This is a genomic window from Streptomyces sp. NPDC043685, assembly GCF_056436585.1.
This window is the reverse complement of sequence record NZ_JBWKCH010000006.1, coordinates 295,197-310,223: the sequence shown is the minus strand read 5'-3', so window position 1 is coordinate 310,223 and position 15,027 is coordinate 295,197. Positions and strand designations below refer to the sequence as shown.

Below are 15,027 nucleotides of genomic sequence, written 5' to 3'. Positions count from 1 at the left end.
CGCTCACCGGAGGCGATTAGCGTCCTGCGGCGTGTACTCGGCAGAAACCACGCTGGTGGTGCCCGGCCCGCGCACGCAGTCGGCGGGATCCGCGCCGCCGGCTTCCCCGGCCCAGTGGCACCGCGTCCTGACCCTGCTCGCCGACATCGGTCTGATGATCGGCACGCGTGCGGTGTGGACGTCGGCGGCCGGCCACCGTCCGCCGGTGGCCGCGGTGATCTCGCTGTGCTACGCCTCGATCCTGGTGTGCGGGGTGCTGGCCCTGGTCGTCCGCCGGGCCCGGTCGCTGGCCCGGGTGGACCTGTGCGTGCTGGTGACGGGCGTGACGCTCACCCTGTGCGCCTGGATCATGCTCCACAACGGCTCCGACGAGGCCCTTCTCACCACCCAGGCGGCACGCGAGCTGGCCGCGGGGCACCCGGTGTACGGGCAGCCGTGGCCCTGGCTCTTCGGCCACGGCGTGGCCCTCACCCCGACGGTGACCGGCGGCTACGACCTCACCTACGGTTATCCGCCGCTGGCGCCGCTGCTGACCGTGCCCTTCCTGTGGCTGGGGCACGGCGGCGCCCCCGCGACGGCGGTGAGCACGGGCGCGCTGATCGCCGGGACGGTCGCGCTGTGGCGGATGCTGCCGGCGCCGTGGCGGCCGGCGGCGACGCTGGTGTGTCTGGGCTTCGGCATGCTGCCGTCGTACGGACGGCTCGGCTACCCGGCGATCGTGGCCCTGGCGCTGCTGGTGCCGGTGGTGGTGCGCTGGACCCGCACCGGTGCGGGCGGGCGGCTCGGTGCGGGAGGTCTGGCACGGGCCGCGTGTCTGGGTGCGGCGTGCGCGGCGCAGCAGCTCCCGTGGTTCCTGGCGCCGTTCCTGCTGGTGGGGATCTACGCGGTGCGGCGCTGTGAGCCGGGCGGGCGGGCGGCGCCGGTCGTGCTCGGGTACGCCGGGACAGCGGCCGGGGTGTGGCTGCTGATCAACGCGTACTTCGTCGTGAGCGAGCCGGGACGCTGGCTGCAGGGGGTCGCCCTGCCGCTGACGCAGGGGGCGGTGCTGCACGGCCAGGGCGTGGTCGGCATCTCGCTGTACCTGACCGACGGCAGCGACCGGATCGTCTGGTACTCCCGCGCGAGCCTGCTGCTCCTCGCCGGTCTCCTCGTGCTGCTGGTGCTGTTCGTGCGGCGGCTCGGCCCGGCCGCGACCGTGCTGCCCTGGTGCGCCTTCTATCTGGCGACCCGGTCGCAGGACGGCTACTACCTGCTGATGACGCCGCTGTGGCTGGCGGCCGCGGTGACCGCTCCGGCGTCGGCCTTCGCCCGGGCCTGGCAGCCCCGTATCCGCCCGCTGTCCGGGCCGCACCGCCGCCCGGCCCGGATCGCGGCGACGGCCCTGCTGCTCGCGCCGGCGCTGGCCTGTGCGGCGGTGGCGGCGACGGGCACACCGCCCCTGCGCATGCGGGTCACGCAGGCCCGGCACCCCTCCCCGGGGGCCGTGTCCAGGCTCACCCTCCAGGTGGCCAACACCGGCGACACGGCCCTCGCCCCGCACTTCACCCTGACGACGGGCCAGGGCATGGACCCGTACTGGCGCGTGGTCCGGGGCCCGCGGACCGTGCCCGCTCACGGCACGGCCCGTTACGAACTCCGGGCGCCCGGAGGGCGCTTCCTCCTCCCCCGGCCGGGCGCCCGGATCCGGCTGCGCGCGTTCACCGCGTCGCCGCAGACTCTGTCGAGCACGGATGTGCAGGAGTCCGTCGTGCGGGGGTCCGTGAGAGCGACGAGGTGACGGCGGGGGCGGGCGGCGGGGCGGCACGGGGGGGTTGAGAGTCGCGGTGACCGTGGCCCGGCCACGGGCGAGTCTTACCGGCGGTCCGCCGAACACGCCCGTACGCCTGTACCCGGCGTGATCATGCCGGACGCGCCGGCGCTGCCCGCTTCGGTGGTGGAGCGGGCCGGTACCGGTGACCGCCGCGCCCCGCGCTCCGGGCGGCTTCATCTACACGGCCGTAGAATCCGGGAACACCGGCGCGGCGGCGAGCGTTGTACCGGAGACACACCACACCTCTAAGGAGCGCGTTCTTGTCCGCCAGTCCGACGGACCCTCCGGGGCACAGTCCCCGACCATCCCGCCACGACATGCGTGATCGCGGCACACGGCGGGGTGGTGTTCGATGAGTGCCGCCGAAGCCCTGCTGGGCCTGCTGGCCGTGTTCGTGCTGACCGCCGGCACCGGCTACTTCGTCGCCCAGGAGTTCGCCTACGTCTCCGCCGACCGGCTCACTCTCGCGCGCGAGGCCGAGGCCGGGGACCGCCGAGCCGCCCGCGCCCTCACGGTGCTGGAGCGGCTGTCGTTCATGCTGTCCGGCGCGCAGCTCGGCATCACCGTCACCGGACTGGTCGTCGGCTTCATCGCCGAGCCCTCGGTGTCCGCTCTGCTCAGGCCCGCCCTGTCGGGGATCGGCCTGCCCGAGGCGGCCGTCGGCACCGTCGCCGTCGTGCTCGCCTTCGTGCTGGCCACGGTCGTGCAGATGGTGCTGGGCGAGCTCGCGCCGAAGAACCTCGCCATCGCCGTGCCCGAGCGGCTGGCGAAGGCGCTGGCCCCCTCGACGCTGGCCTACCTGAAGATCGTCGGCCCTGTCGTACGGATCTTCGACAGCGCTGCCGACCGGTTGCTGCGCAAGGCCGGCATCGAGCCCGTCGAGGAGCTGCACCACGGCGCCACGCTGGAGGAGCTGGGGCACCTCATCGGAGAGTCCCACGAGCGGGGCGAGCTGCCCGAGGACACCGCCGCGCTGCTGGACCACGCGCTGGAGTTCTCCGAGCGCGCCCTCGACGAGGTGATGGTGCCGCGCGCCGACGCCGTGTTCGTCCGCAAGGACGCCGGCGCCGAGGAGGCGGTCGGTCTGATCGCCCGGCACGGCCACTCCAACTACCCGGTGCTCGGCGACCACCCGGACGACATCGTGGGCGTGCTGGGCGTGCGCGAGCTGATGGCGCTGCCCGCGAGCCGTCTGGCGGGCGCGCGGGCCGGTGAGGTGGCCCGGCGGCCGCTGCTGCTGCCGGACACGCTCGCGCTGCCCGACGCGGTGGCACGGATGCGGGAGCAGGACGACGAGTTCGCGGTCGTCCTCGACGAACACGGCGGCGTGGCCGGCATCGTCACCTACGAGGACATCGCCGAGGAGCTGGTCGGTGACATCGCCGACGAGTCCGACAAGGTCACCGTGCTCGCCGCCCCCGACGGCGACGGCTGGCTGGTGGACGCCGGCCGCCGGGTGGACGAGGTGGCCGAGGCGACCGGTGTCGGACTGCCGGAGGGCGACGACTACGACACGGTGGCCGGACTGGTCGTGGACCGGCTCGGCCGCTTCCCGACGGTCGGCGACCGGGTCACGGTCGAGCTGCCCGGGGGCGGGCGGGTCCTGATCGACGTCCGCACCCTGGACCGGCATGTGGCCGACCGGGTCCGGATCAGCCCGCTCGTGACGGCCGAGGAAGCCGCGGAAGCCGAGGAGATGGCGTGAGTTTCCCGATGGCGGTCTTCGTGACCGTGCTGCTGCTGATCGGCAGCGGATTCTTCGTGGCGGCCGAGTTCGCGCTGGTCGCCGCCAAGCGGCACCGCATGGAGAAGGCGGCGGCCGAGGGGCGGCGGGGTGCCGGGGCGGCCCTGGCCGGGATGCGCGAGCTGTCGCTGATGCTCGCCGGTGCCCAGCTCGGCATCACCGTGTGCACCCTGGGCCTGGGCTCGGTGTCCAAGCCGGCGATCTCCCACGAGCTGGATCCGCTGCTGCACGCGCTGGGCCTGCCCGGTGCGGTCAGCTACGGCGTGGCGTTCGCCGTCGCCATGGTCGTGGTGGTGTTCCTGCACATGGTGGTGGGCGAGATGGCGCCCAAGTCCTGGGCGATCGCCCACCCCGAGCGGTCGGCGATGCTGCTGTCGCCGCCCTTCCGGGCCGTGGTGCGGGCCGTGCGGCCGCTGATCCGGCTGCTCAACCGGGTGAGCAACGCCCTGGTGCGGTTGTGCCGGGTCGCCCCGCGCGACGAGCTGGCCTCGGTGCACAACCGGGAGCAGCTGACGCACCTGGTGGAGGAGTCGGAGCGGCTGGGCCTGATCAGCGCGACCGACTCGGAGCTGCTGACCCGCTCGCTGACCGAGCCGGACACGCCGGTCGCCGCGTTGCGCATCCCGGCCGCCGAGATCACCTGGGTGGAGGGCGGCGCGGACGTCGACGCGCTGCTGCGGTTCGCCGCCGAGCACGACCGCACCCGGCTGCTGGTCCGGGAGCACGGCGCCGTCCTCGGCTCGGTGCACGCGCGCGACGCCCTGGTGGCCCGGGCCCGGGGCCGGGCCGGGACCGCGCGGGATCTCGCCCGGCCGGTGCCCGAGCTCACGGAGAGCGCCACGGTCGCCGAGGCGATCGAGGTGCTGCGCCGCCGCCGCTCGTCCCTGGCCGTGGTGCGCGACGGCTCGGGCCGGCTCACCGGCCTGGTCACCCTCGACGACCTGCTGGCCCGTCTGATGCAGCCGGCCGCGGCGGCCTGACGGGCCCGGGGCCCGAACATCCAGCATTTCTGCACACCGCGCGCCGAGGGGCGGTGAAGTGCCGGGCCCGCCGCGAAGCCCGCGCGAGGGCATGGGAGCTTGGCGGTGAAGTGCCCGCTTCGGGAACCGGGGCGCAACCCTCCCGCGCCGGACCGGGCGACGGGCTGTGTGAAGGAGTGGGCGCATCCCGTGACCGGGCGGTCACAGCGGTGAAGACGATCGCGGAACGGAGCCGTACGGCGACGCCGGGCGGTTGGCTCTCATCTGCGGGGAGTGCTTTCATCCTGCCCACGGCGGAAGCGGCCGGGGCGGGACCACGGTCCCGAACTCCGGCTTCCCCCACGCTCACCGCCCCTGCGAGACATTCACGCGAAGGGAAACACCCCCATGAACCTCACCTCTCGGGTCGACACCGCCGAGCTCTCCGACGCCGACCTGGACGCCGTCGCCGGTGGCAACGCGGGCGGCGCCGGTGTCTCCGCGGGCCTGGTGGGCGGCCTGTCCGCCGGCCTGGTCGGCCCCCTGACCGGCGAGGCCTGCGCCACCGTCCAGGCGGTCCTCTCGCCGGAGGGCGCGGCCGCCGGCGCGAGCGCGGGCGTGCACACGACGTCGCTCTGACGCGATACACGCGAAGGGCCCCGGGAAGCGCTTCCCGGGGCCCTTCCGTGTGCGCGCCGGCAGGTGCGGCTGCGGGTGCGGGGCATGCGCGGCTGCGGATGCGGGGCCGGGCTCGCACACGTGTGGAATTTGCGAAGCACGTGATGGAAATCTGGACACCCCGGGGGTGAGTAACGCGGTGGCGGGCCGTGACGCAGACTTACTCGGACCCTTCAGATCCCTGATGCAAAGCGATTGGAAAAAGCCGTGATAGCGGACTCGACGCGAACCGAAGAACTGCCGATCTACGAGAGCCTCATCCGTGAACGAGGCGATGTCGTCGAGGAGGCCCGTGTGGTGGCCGAGGAGACGCAGCACCAGCTGACCCAGGCGCTGAACGGCGTCGCCCCGGCTCCCCAGGACACCGACGCGCAGTGACACCCGGAGGCCGTCCGGCCTCCTGTCGGCATGACGCTCCCCGGGCTCCGGCCGTCACCCGCCGAGCGGGTCGTGGCCCCAGTTCATCAGGGAGTGCCGCCACCGCGTGTCCCGTACGTCCCCGGAGGGACGCTGGGCCAGGTGACGGCGGACGTAGCCGACGACCTTGCGCATGTGCCGGTAGTCGTCGTCCGTGAGGTCGCCCTTGTCGGCCCGCAGGATCTCCACGATCCGCCGGCCGGAGGCGTGCCCGGTGGACTCGCCCCCGTCCTGGTGCTGCCCGGCGCTTCGCGATTCGTCGGTGGCCAGCCACTTCTCCAGACCGGCCGGTGTCATGTTCACCAGCTCACGGAAGTCGTTCCAGGTCTCCTCGCGCTCCTCGGCGTCCACGCCGTCACTTCTTCTTCTTGAGCGCGGACGGCTTGTGCACCGCGGTCCGGCCGGACTTGTCGCTGCGCACTTCGTACTGCGGGTCGTCCGGTGAGGCGTCGACCGTGCGGCCGGATGCCTCGGTCCGCTCGGTGATCTCCTTCTCCACCTCGCCCTCGACCCGGTTGCCGTGACTGCTCCAGGTGACCTTGTCGCCCTTCTCCGGCTTCCCGCTGCCGCTGCGGCCCTTCGCCATGCCGGTGCTCCCTCGCGGTGAAGTGTGCTGTCTTCCCAGCGTGCGGGCTCGGCGGTCAGGGCGCAGCTCGGCCCCGCTCGGCCGGGGTGCCGGCGGCGTCAGGCACAGGCCGAGGCGGGTGATCGTCTCCTCACGGTTCCTTCCACACCAGCACGGTCAGCACGGCGCTCGCGACGGTGACCGGGACGGCGGCCTGGTTCAGCAGCCGCACCCGCATGCTGCGGCCCGACGCGATCCGTTTGGTCAGGGGCAGGACCACGAAGGTGCCGCCGCCCGTCCCGGTGATCTCGTGGATCGGGTGGTCCGCGCGGAGCTCGTCGTCCTGGTACTCGGACATGCGCGCCTGCACGACCGCGCCCGCGGGCAGGCCGTCGAGGTGGAGGCTGAGGGCGCCGCTGAAGCGGGCCGGGCCGCGGGCGAAGACGCTCCCGCCGGTGGCGTGGTCGCCGGTCTCGTCGGTCCACTCCTCGGTGAACTCGACCGAGTCCCAGGTGCCGGGTTCGAGGGCGTACGGCTCGGCGGCGCCGAGGTTGACGTACTGGGGCATGGGGTCCTCTCCTTCCCACCGGCCCGCCGGGTGGGCCAGGGCGTCGGCGACGTCGCGGCGGAAGCCGGCCATGTCGAATCCGCGCGGGTCGACCTTCCAGTCGCTCCATTCCAGGTGCCCTATGGCGCTCTTGGGGCCCCAGCCGTGGGCGCGGCACACCGCGGCGGTGGCCTTGACCATGGCGGTGTACTGGACGGGGGGCCACGGGTCCCTGCCGTCCCCCTTGTTCTCGCATTCCCAGCCGTAGAAGCGGGCGTTGCCGTCGACCGCGCCGGGCGAGCCGTCGTGCTCGTGCGTCGGGGGCGGATACGTGCCGTAGGACTCGCCGATGACGGCGTTCAGCACGTCGCCGTCACCGCCGCCGGCGTGGTTGGCCCGGCCGTTGCCGGTGAGATGGACGACGCCGTCCTTGGTGATGCAGCCGGTGGCGAGCGGGCCGGGCAGGGCGCTGTGACCGTGGTAGATCAGGCTGACGACGTCCGTGCCGGGCCCGGTGACGGTGTGGTGGATCACCACCCCGTGCACGGGCCCCCAAGGGCCTTTGTGATTGCGGTTGTTGGTGCGCCATCCGCTGACTTCGCGAACGGCGCAGCCCTCGGCCTGCAACGCGGCGACGAGCCGGGAGGCGGTGAGCGGGGTGGCCATGTGTCGGTCCTCCGTTCCGGCGTGGGGGGATGCCGGTCTGAAGACGGTCCATCACATCTGGGGAGCGTGCCTGAACTCGGAGCGTGCCGGGTGACGCAGCGGCGTGCCGGTCCCCGGAGCCCGCTGCCCCCGGCCCTCACCATTCTCGCGCCGCTCCCCCCCTCGCTCACCTCGCCGTAGGCAGGTCCGTGAAATCGGCGCGATTACGACGCCGGTGCGCCGGGGCGGGCGGGCCGCCTCCCTATGTGTGCGCCGGTCCGCGGCACGGCCGGCTCCCCGCCGGCCGGGACGAGATCCGAACCCCGGGCGGTGCACTCCGTCACGGACGACCTGAATCCGACCGCCCCCGGGTGGACTTGCCGGTTCCCGGCGAGGGTCGACGCCCGCCGCGGGGTCACGACCGGGGCGCCGCTCCGTCCGGATCGCCGCGCGAGGGGACCGGGGGCGGAGGCGGGCGGCCGGGAGCCGAACGGTTCACGGAGTTCCGCGGGGCCTCGACCGTCCAGATGCGGCTGCTCAGGTCCGCACCGCGCAGGACCTGCACGCGCCAGGGGTCGATGCGCAGCAGGTGGTAGTCGGGGCTGTCGGGTCCGGCGCTCCAGTACAGGTGCGGGTCGTAGCCGACGCCCGGCGGACTGTTGCGGCGGTACAGCTCCCAGGCACGGAGTTTGGTGTCCCGGTCGTGCGCCCAGGCCGAGACGCTGTCGACGAACACCGCGTCCTGGCAGGGGTGCCAGTACGCGTAGGTGGTGTGGGGGTTGTTCGCCAGGTGGGCGGCCTTCACCGGGGTGCGGAAGACCGCCAGCCACCCGACCGGGCGTTCGCCGACGGTCTCCCAGACGGGCTGGACGACACGGGCCCGGGGCCGGTTGTGGCGGTCGACGGTGACCATCGTGCAGTAGACGGTCCGCTGGACGTACTCGACGAAGGCGGCCTCGATCTCGGAGAAGGAACGCACCTGTGCGGCGCCCATGGCGATACCTCGGATTCCCTACGCGGCGGCTTGAACAGGGGGACAGGGCCGGGCCGCCCGGCCGCTCGGGGGGAGCGGCCGGGCGGCCCGTGGTGCCCGGTCGGAGGACCTCACGGGTCACGGGGCGGGCGGGAAGTGCCCTTCCTGGACGAAGAACTCCACGTACCTGGCGAAGAGTTCACGCGTCAGCGGCGGGCAGGCGATGCCCGTGCCGGTCAGCGCCGCCTCCGTCTCGGCCGTGTCCAGGGGCGGGTAGAAGCCGTCGGTGTCGGACGTCATCATCTCGAACGCGTGCAGCAGCGGCAGCAGGGCGTTGTCCCGGTCGGACCGCACCGCGGCGCTCCACTGCTCCCATTCCGTCTCGTCGAGCCGGTACCCGAGTCCGCGCAGGTACGACACGCAGTCGGCGAGGCTCAGCGAGCTCCGGTTGAACAGGTGGAAGGTGCCGCCGGCCCGTTCGCGCCGGGAGATCCCGACGATGGCGGCACTGACGTAGTCGACGGGCAGCAGATGGAAGCGGCCGCCGACCCCGGCCGGGGCGGCCTGCGCCTGGAGGAGGCCCTTGAGGCTGAGCCAGACGAAGTCACGTGTCTGGCAGGCGCCGTTGCGGGTGTCGCCTGAGATGACGTCGACGCGGTGCACCGACACCGGCAGTCCCCGCTCCCGGGCGAGGCCGACGAGCTGTTCGGCGACCCACTTGGACTGGAGGTAGCCGCTGGGCAGCACCTCGGCGGGGCCGGTCGGGTCGGTGACCTTCAGCGGGACGCCGGGTGTGACCGGGCCGTTGAAGACGCCGACGGTGGAGATGTAGTGCACCGGGACCGTGCGGTGGCGGGCCGCCAGGCGCAGGATCTCCCGGGTGCCGTGGACGTTGGCCGCGCGCAGCGCCTCGTAGGGGTGCAGCCAGTGGACGGTGGCGCCCGCGTGGTAGACGGCGTCCACGGTGCGGGCGAGACCGTCGAAGTCCCCCTCGCTCAGGCCGAGTCGCTCCTCGGCCAGGTCACCGGCGAGCACCCGCAGCCGGCTCTCGTCGACCTCGTCCCACACCCGGTACCAGGTGAGGCTGGAGCGCAGCCGCTCGTACGCCGCCGCGTCGTCGGCGCCGCGCACCAGGCAGTGCAGGCGGGCGGTGGTGGTGCGCATCAAGTCACGTACCAGGAAAGCGCCGAGGAACCCGCTCGCGCCGGTGATCAGCAGGTCGGACGGGTCGGTGACGGTGTGCACGACCTCGTCGGCCGGGCGGATGTCGGCGGGCAGGTCCAGGTCGGCGGCGTAGTCGGGTGCGGGGCCCGGCTCGGTGCCGTCCTCGGGCGCGAGGAGTTCGGCGCGCAGGTACGTCGCCAGGGCCCGGGGGGTCGGATGGTCGAAGACCAGGGTGGCGGGCAGCCGCAGGCCGGTGACGGCGGCGAGCCGGTTGCGCAGTTCCACGGAGGTGAGAGAGTCGAAACCGCTGTTCTGCAGGGGTCGTTCGGGGTCGACGGTGCCGGTGCGGCCGAGGACACGCGCGATCTCGGCGGACACGGTGTCGAGGACGAGGGTGTGCTGGGCGGCCTCGTCGAGTCCGGCGAGCCGGTCGCCGAGGGCGGGCCCGGAGTCGGCCGCGCCGCGCGCCGTGGCCCGGACCGGCACCCGCACCAGGGACCTCAGCAGCACCGGGACCTGCGGCTGGCGGCGCAGGACGGGGAGGTCGAGCGGGGTGGCCACGAGGTACGGGTGGCCGGTGTCCAGGGCCAGGTCGAACAGGGCCGTGCCGAGTTCCTGCGGGACGGTGCGGAAGCCGCTGCGGGCGATCCGCTTCAGGTCCGTCTCGGTCAGTCCGCCGGTCAGCCCGGTCGCCTGCTCCCACAGGCCCCAGGCGATGGACGTGGCGGGGAGGCCGGACGCGGCGCGGTGCTGGGCGAGGGCGTCCAGGTGGGCGTTGGCCGCGGCGTAGGTGGACTGGCCGGGGCCGCCGACGGCGGCGGCCACGGACGAGAAGAGCACGAACGCCGTCAGGTCGGCGCCCCGGGTCAGCTCGTGCAGGTTCCAGGCCGCGTCGGCCTTGGGCCGCAGCACGGCGTCGAGCCGCTGGGGCGTCTGCGCGGCGATGACGCCGTCGTCGAGGACGCCCGCGGTGTGGACGACACCGCGCAGCGGGTGCGCGGCCGGCACCGAGGCCAGTACCTGCGCGAGGGCGGCACGGTCGGCGACGTCCGCGGCGGCCAGGGTCACCGAGGCGCCCAGCGCCCGCAGTTCGGAGCGCAGCGCCGTGGCGCCCGGGGCGTCCGGGCCGCGCCGGCTGACCAGCAGCAGGTGGCGCACCCCGTGACGCGTGACCAGGTGGCGGGCGAAGTGGGCGCCGAGCGACCCCGTACCGCCGGTGACGAGGACGGTGCCGTCCGGATCCCACACCGTGCGGGGGCCGTCGGCCGCCGGCTGCGGCACCGGGGTGCGCCGCAGGCGCGGTGCGTGGATCCGGGGCGCGGTGCCGGGGCCGGTGCCGCGGATCGCGGCCTGGGGTTCGCCGGAGGCGACCACGGCGGACAGCGCCTCGGGGCCGGGTTCGCCGTCCGCGTCCACCAGGACGATCCGTCCGGGCGTCTCCGACTGCGCCGAGCGCAGCAGGCCCCAGGCGGCAGCGGCGGCCGGGTCGGTGACGTCCTCGTCGCCCGTGACGGCGACGGCGCCGCGGGTGACGACGACCAGCGGCGTCGCGGCCAGGCTCTCCTCGGCGAGCCACTGCCGCGCCCACGACAGGGCCCGGCCCACGGTGTCCCGGACGGCGTCCTGCGCGGTGTGTCCGTCGGGGGTGGTCAGGTCGAGGCGTACGGCCCCGTGGTGCCCGCCGGCCACGGCGGCCGCGACGGCGGGTACGTCGGGGTGGTCGGTGGAGCCGAGGGCTAGCCAGTTCAAGGAGGCGGCGGGCAGGGGCCGGGCGGTCCACTCCACGTGGTGCAGGGCGTCCCGCTGCCGGGAGCGGGCGGCCCGCAGCGCTTCCGCGCGCAGGGGGCCCACGGTGACGGCGTCGGCCACCGCGACCACCTGTCCGGCCGGGTCGGTGAGGCGCACCGCGTAGCTGTCGCCGGCACCGGGGAGCGGGGCGAGGTGCACGCGCAGGGCGTCCGCGCCGACGGCGTACAGCCGCAGTCCGCGCCACCGGGTCGCCGTGGACGGCGGCCCGGCCGGTCCGGCGGCGTACAGCGGCTGAAGGGCGGCCTCGAGCAGGGCCGGGTGGAGTCCGAAGCCCTCGGCGGGCTGGTCGCTGTCCGAGGCCAGAGTCACTTCGGCGTACAGCTCGCCGGTGCGCCGCCACATCCGGGTGAGGCCCCGGTACACGGGCCCGTAGTGCACTCCGGCGGCGGCGAAGCGCTCGTAGAACTCGTCCGGTGCCTGCGGGAGTTCGTCGTCCTGGTCGGCGTCCCGGAGTGGCTCGGTGCCGGCCGGCGGCCACGCCGTGGCCGGCTCGGTGCCGGCCGGCGGGACGAGCGGTGCGTCGCTGAGCAGGCCGTGGGCGTGGCGCGTCCAGGACGCTTCGCCCTCGTCGGGCCGGGCGTGGACGGTGAGGGTGCGCCGGCCCTCGGTGTCCGGCTCGCCGACGCGGACCTGGAGGTGCAGGGCTCCGTCGCCCGGCAGCACCAGGGGCGTGTCGACGACGAGTTCGTCCAGGGTCGTGCAGCCGGTCTCGTCCCCTGCCCGGACGGCCAGTTCGGCGAGGACCGTGCTGGGCACGACGGTCTGTCCGGCGACGGTGTGGGCGGCCAGGAGGTGGTCCGTACGGGCCGACAGGCGTGTGGTGAACACCGCCTCGTCGCGGTCTCCGGGGAACAGCGCGGCCCCGATGAGGGGGTGATCGGTGCTGTCCAGGCCGAACCCGCCGGCGTCACGGCGTCCGGCCGCGAGCGCGTCGGCCCAGTACCGCTGGTGGCGGAAGGCGTAGGCGGGCAGGGGGACCCGGCGGGCCCCGGTGCCGGCGAAGAACGCCTCCCAGTCGACGCTCACGCCCCGGGCGTGCAGGGTGCCGATGCCGTCGGCCAGCGCGGAGGGTTCGGGCCGGTCGGCCCGCTGGAGGGCCTGGACGGTGATGTCGTCCCGGTCGGCGAGCACCGTTCGGGTGAGGGCGGTGAGGACGCCGCCGGGTCCGACCTCGACCACGGTGCGCACTCCCTGGTCGGCCAGGGTGGTGACGGCGTCGGCGTAGCGGACCGCCTGCCGTACCTGGGTCACCCAGTAATCGGCCGACCGCAGATCCTCCCCCTCGGCCAACCGGCCCGTCACCGTCGAGACCACCGCCATCCCCGGCGCCTCGTAACGCACCTCCTTCGCCACCGAACGGAACTCCTCCAACATCGGATCCATCAACGGCGAATGAAACGCATGCGACACCTCCAACCGCCGCACACGCCGACCCGGCAAAGCCCCCAGCACCCCCTCCACCGCCTCCCGCGCACCCGACACCACCACCGCCGACGGACCATTCACCGCCGCCACACCCACCGCACCACCACACCCACCGATCGCCGCCAGCACCTCACCCTCCGAGGCCTCCACCGCGACCATCACACCCCCACCCGGCAACGCCTGCATCAACCCCGCACGCGCCACCACCAACCGAGCCGCATCACCCAGCCCCATCACCCCCGCCACATACGCCGCCACCAACTCCCCCACCGAATGACCCGCCACCACATCAGGCCGCACCCCCCACGACTCCACCAACCGGAACAACGCCACCTCGAACGCGAACAACGCCGGCTGCGTCCACCCCGTCTGCGACAGCAACGACCCCCCAGCCGCGAACAACACCTCCCTCAACGACCCACCCAACAACGGATCCAACACCCCACACACCTCGTCCAACGCCCCCGCGAACACCGGAAACGCCCCATACAACTCACGCCCCATCCCCACCCGCTGAGCACCCTGACCCGAAAACACCACCGCCAGCGGCCCGGGCCGGGTCGGTGCCGCGAAGCTCGTGGGCGTCTCGGCGAGTTGCCGGAGGGCATCGGACAGGTCGTCGCGGCCGGCTCCGGTCAGGACGGCGCGGCGGTCGTGGAGGGTGCGGGTGGTGGCCAGGGAGTAGGCGAGGTCGGCGGCGGACTGCTCGGGGTGGGCGGCGACGTGCTCGTGGAGGCGTCGGGCCTGGGCGCGCAGGGCGTCCTCGTCGGGTGCGGAGAGCATCCAGGGCACGGCCGGGAGCGTCCGGGTCGGCTCGGGACCGGTGTCCTCCGTCTCAGGAGCCTCCTCCAGGATGACGTGGGCGTTGGTGCCGCTCACGCCGAACGCCGAGACAGCGGCGCGGCGCGGGGCCGTCCCGCGGGCGGGCCATGCGCGGGCCTCGGTGAGCAGCTCGACCGCGCCGGAGCTCCAGTCGACCATGGGGGTGGGCCGGTCGACGTGCAAGGTCCTGGGCAGCAGGCCGTGCCGCATCGCCTGCACCATCTTGATGACACCGCCGACTCCCGCGGCGGCGACGGTGTGGCCGATGTTGGACTTCAACGAGCCGAGCAGCAGGGGCTGTTCGCGGTCCTGGCCGTACGTCGCCAGCAGCGCCTGTGCCTCGATGGGGTCGCCCAGCCGGGTGCCCGTGCCGTGAGCCTCCACCGCGTCCACGTCAGCCGGCGCGAGACGGGCGTTACGCAGCGCCTCCCGGATGACACGCTCCTGCGAAGGCCCGTTGGGCGCCGTCAGACCGTTCGACGCACCGTCCTGGTTCACCGCACTGCCCCGCACCACCGCCAGCACCCGGTGCCCGTTGCGCACCGCGTCCGACAACCGCTCCACCACCAGCAGACCGACACCCTCCGACCATGAGGTGCCGTCGGCGGCGGCCGCGAACGACTTGATCCGCCCGTCGGGGGCGAGTCCGCCCTGGCGGGAGAAGTCCACGAATCCGCCCGGGGTCGCGGTGATCGTCGCGCCGCCGGCGAGCGCGAGGGTGGACTCCCCGCGGCGGACCGACTCCACCGCGAGGTGCAGGGCGACCAGGGAGGACGAGCAGGCCGTGTCGATCGAGACGGCCGGGCCCTCCAGTCCGAAGGTGTAGGAGATGCGGCCGGAGGCGACACTGCTGAGCTTGCCGGTCATGAGGTGGCCCTCCAGCTCGGCGGGCCCTTCGAGTCCGAGGTAGCTCTGCTCTATCACGCCGGCGAACACGGCGGTCCGGCTTCCGCGCAGCGTGGCGGGGTCGATCCCGGCGTCCTCGAACGCCTCCCACGCGGTCTCCAGCAGCACGCGCTGCTGGGGGTCCATCGCGCGGGCCTCGCGGGGCGAGATGCCGAAGAAGTCGGCATCGAACAGGGCGGCTCCGTCGAGGAATCCCCCCTCTTTGGTGTACGACGTGCCGGGCTGGTCGCGGTCCGTGCTGTACAGCGCGTCGAGGTCCCAGCCGCGGTCCGTCGGGAACGGGCTGATGGCGTCCCGGCCCTCGGCGGCGAGGCGCCACAGGTCCTCCGGTGAGGTGACGCCGCCCGGGAAGCGGCAGGCCATGCCGACGATGGCGACCGGCTCCGTGGCGGCCGACTCGAGCGTCTCGATGCGCTCGCGCGCCTTCCGCAGGTCGGCGGTGACCCACTTCAGGTAGTCGACGAGCTTCTGTTCCCTGGTCTGGGCCTGGTCCTGCGCGCGGGACATGTCAGCGGACATGCGGAATCAGTCTCTCCTCGGTACCGGAAGGGTGGTGGGGCGGG

General features: G+C 73.9%; 10 protein-coding genes. 5 read left to right on the top strand and 5 right to left on the bottom strand.

Annotated features, from left to right (window positions below):
* Positions 1-55 precede the first annotated feature (55 nt).
* The 5 genes from AC0665_RS21355 (at position 56) to AC0665_RS21335 (ending at position 5,569) form a co-directional block, all read left to right on the top strand.
* Entirely contained in the window at positions 56-1,777 is a 1,722-nt protein-coding gene (locus AC0665_RS21355; protein ID WP_478705710.1) for a hypothetical protein, read from the top strand.
* 385 nt (positions 1,778-2,162) lie between these two features.
* Positions 2,163-3,515, top strand: a complete 1,353-nt coding sequence (locus AC0665_RS21350) for a hemolysin family protein (RefSeq protein WP_478705579.1) — start codon at positions 2,163-2,165, stop codon at positions 3,513-3,515.
* The gene (locus AC0665_RS21345; protein WP_468402738.1) at positions 3,512-4,534 is read left to right on the top strand and encodes a hemolysin family protein; all 1,023 of its coding nucleotides are present in this window, start codon (positions 3,512-3,514) and stop codon (positions 4,532-4,534) included. The genes AC0665_RS21350 and AC0665_RS21345 overlap by 4 nt, the downstream gene beginning before the upstream one ends.
* Before the next feature lie 387 nt (positions 4,535-4,921).
* Positions 4,922-5,152, top strand: a complete 231-nt coding sequence (locus AC0665_RS21340) for a hypothetical protein (RefSeq protein WP_363122391.1) — start codon at positions 4,922-4,924, stop codon at positions 5,150-5,152.
* A 246-nt stretch (positions 5,153-5,398) separates the two neighbouring features.
* A complete protein-coding gene (locus AC0665_RS21335) occupies positions 5,399-5,569 on the top strand; it encodes a hypothetical protein (RefSeq protein WP_468631520.1) in 171 nt (56 codons plus the stop codon).
* A gap of 54 nt (positions 5,570-5,623) precedes the next feature.
* On the opposite strand, the gene AC0665_RS21330 is transcribed toward AC0665_RS21335, so the two are convergent.
* From AC0665_RS21330 to AC0665_RS21310, 5 genes are all read right to left on the bottom strand, one after another.
* On the bottom strand, positions 5,624-5,959 hold the full coding sequence (locus AC0665_RS21330) for a DUF3140 domain-containing protein (protein WP_478604239.1): 336 nt from the start codon (positions 5,957-5,959) through the stop codon (positions 5,624-5,626).
* Between the two features lie 4 nt (positions 5,960-5,963).
* Positions 5,964-6,194, bottom strand: a complete 231-nt coding sequence (locus AC0665_RS21325; protein WP_468402731.1) for a hypervirulence associated TUDOR domain-containing protein — start codon at positions 6,192-6,194, stop codon at positions 5,964-5,966.
* Between the two features lie 130 nt (positions 6,195-6,324).
* Complete coding sequence (locus tag AC0665_RS21320; RefSeq protein WP_478705578.1) at positions 6,325-7,386, bottom strand: peptidoglycan recognition protein family protein; 1,062 nt, start codon at positions 7,384-7,386, stop codon at positions 6,325-6,327.
* A 394-nt stretch (positions 7,387-7,780) separates the two neighbouring features.
* Positions 7,781-8,359, bottom strand: coding sequence for a pyridoxamine 5'-phosphate oxidase family protein (locus tag AC0665_RS21315; RefSeq protein WP_478604248.1), 579 nt, complete (start codon positions 8,357-8,359; stop codon positions 7,781-7,783).
* A 117-nt stretch (positions 8,360-8,476) separates the two neighbouring features.
* On the bottom strand, positions 8,477-14,983 hold the full coding sequence (locus AC0665_RS21310; protein WP_478705577.1) for a thioester reductase domain-containing protein: 6,507 nt from the start codon (positions 14,981-14,983) through the stop codon (positions 8,477-8,479).
* Between the last annotated feature and the right edge of the window lie 44 nt (positions 14,984-15,027).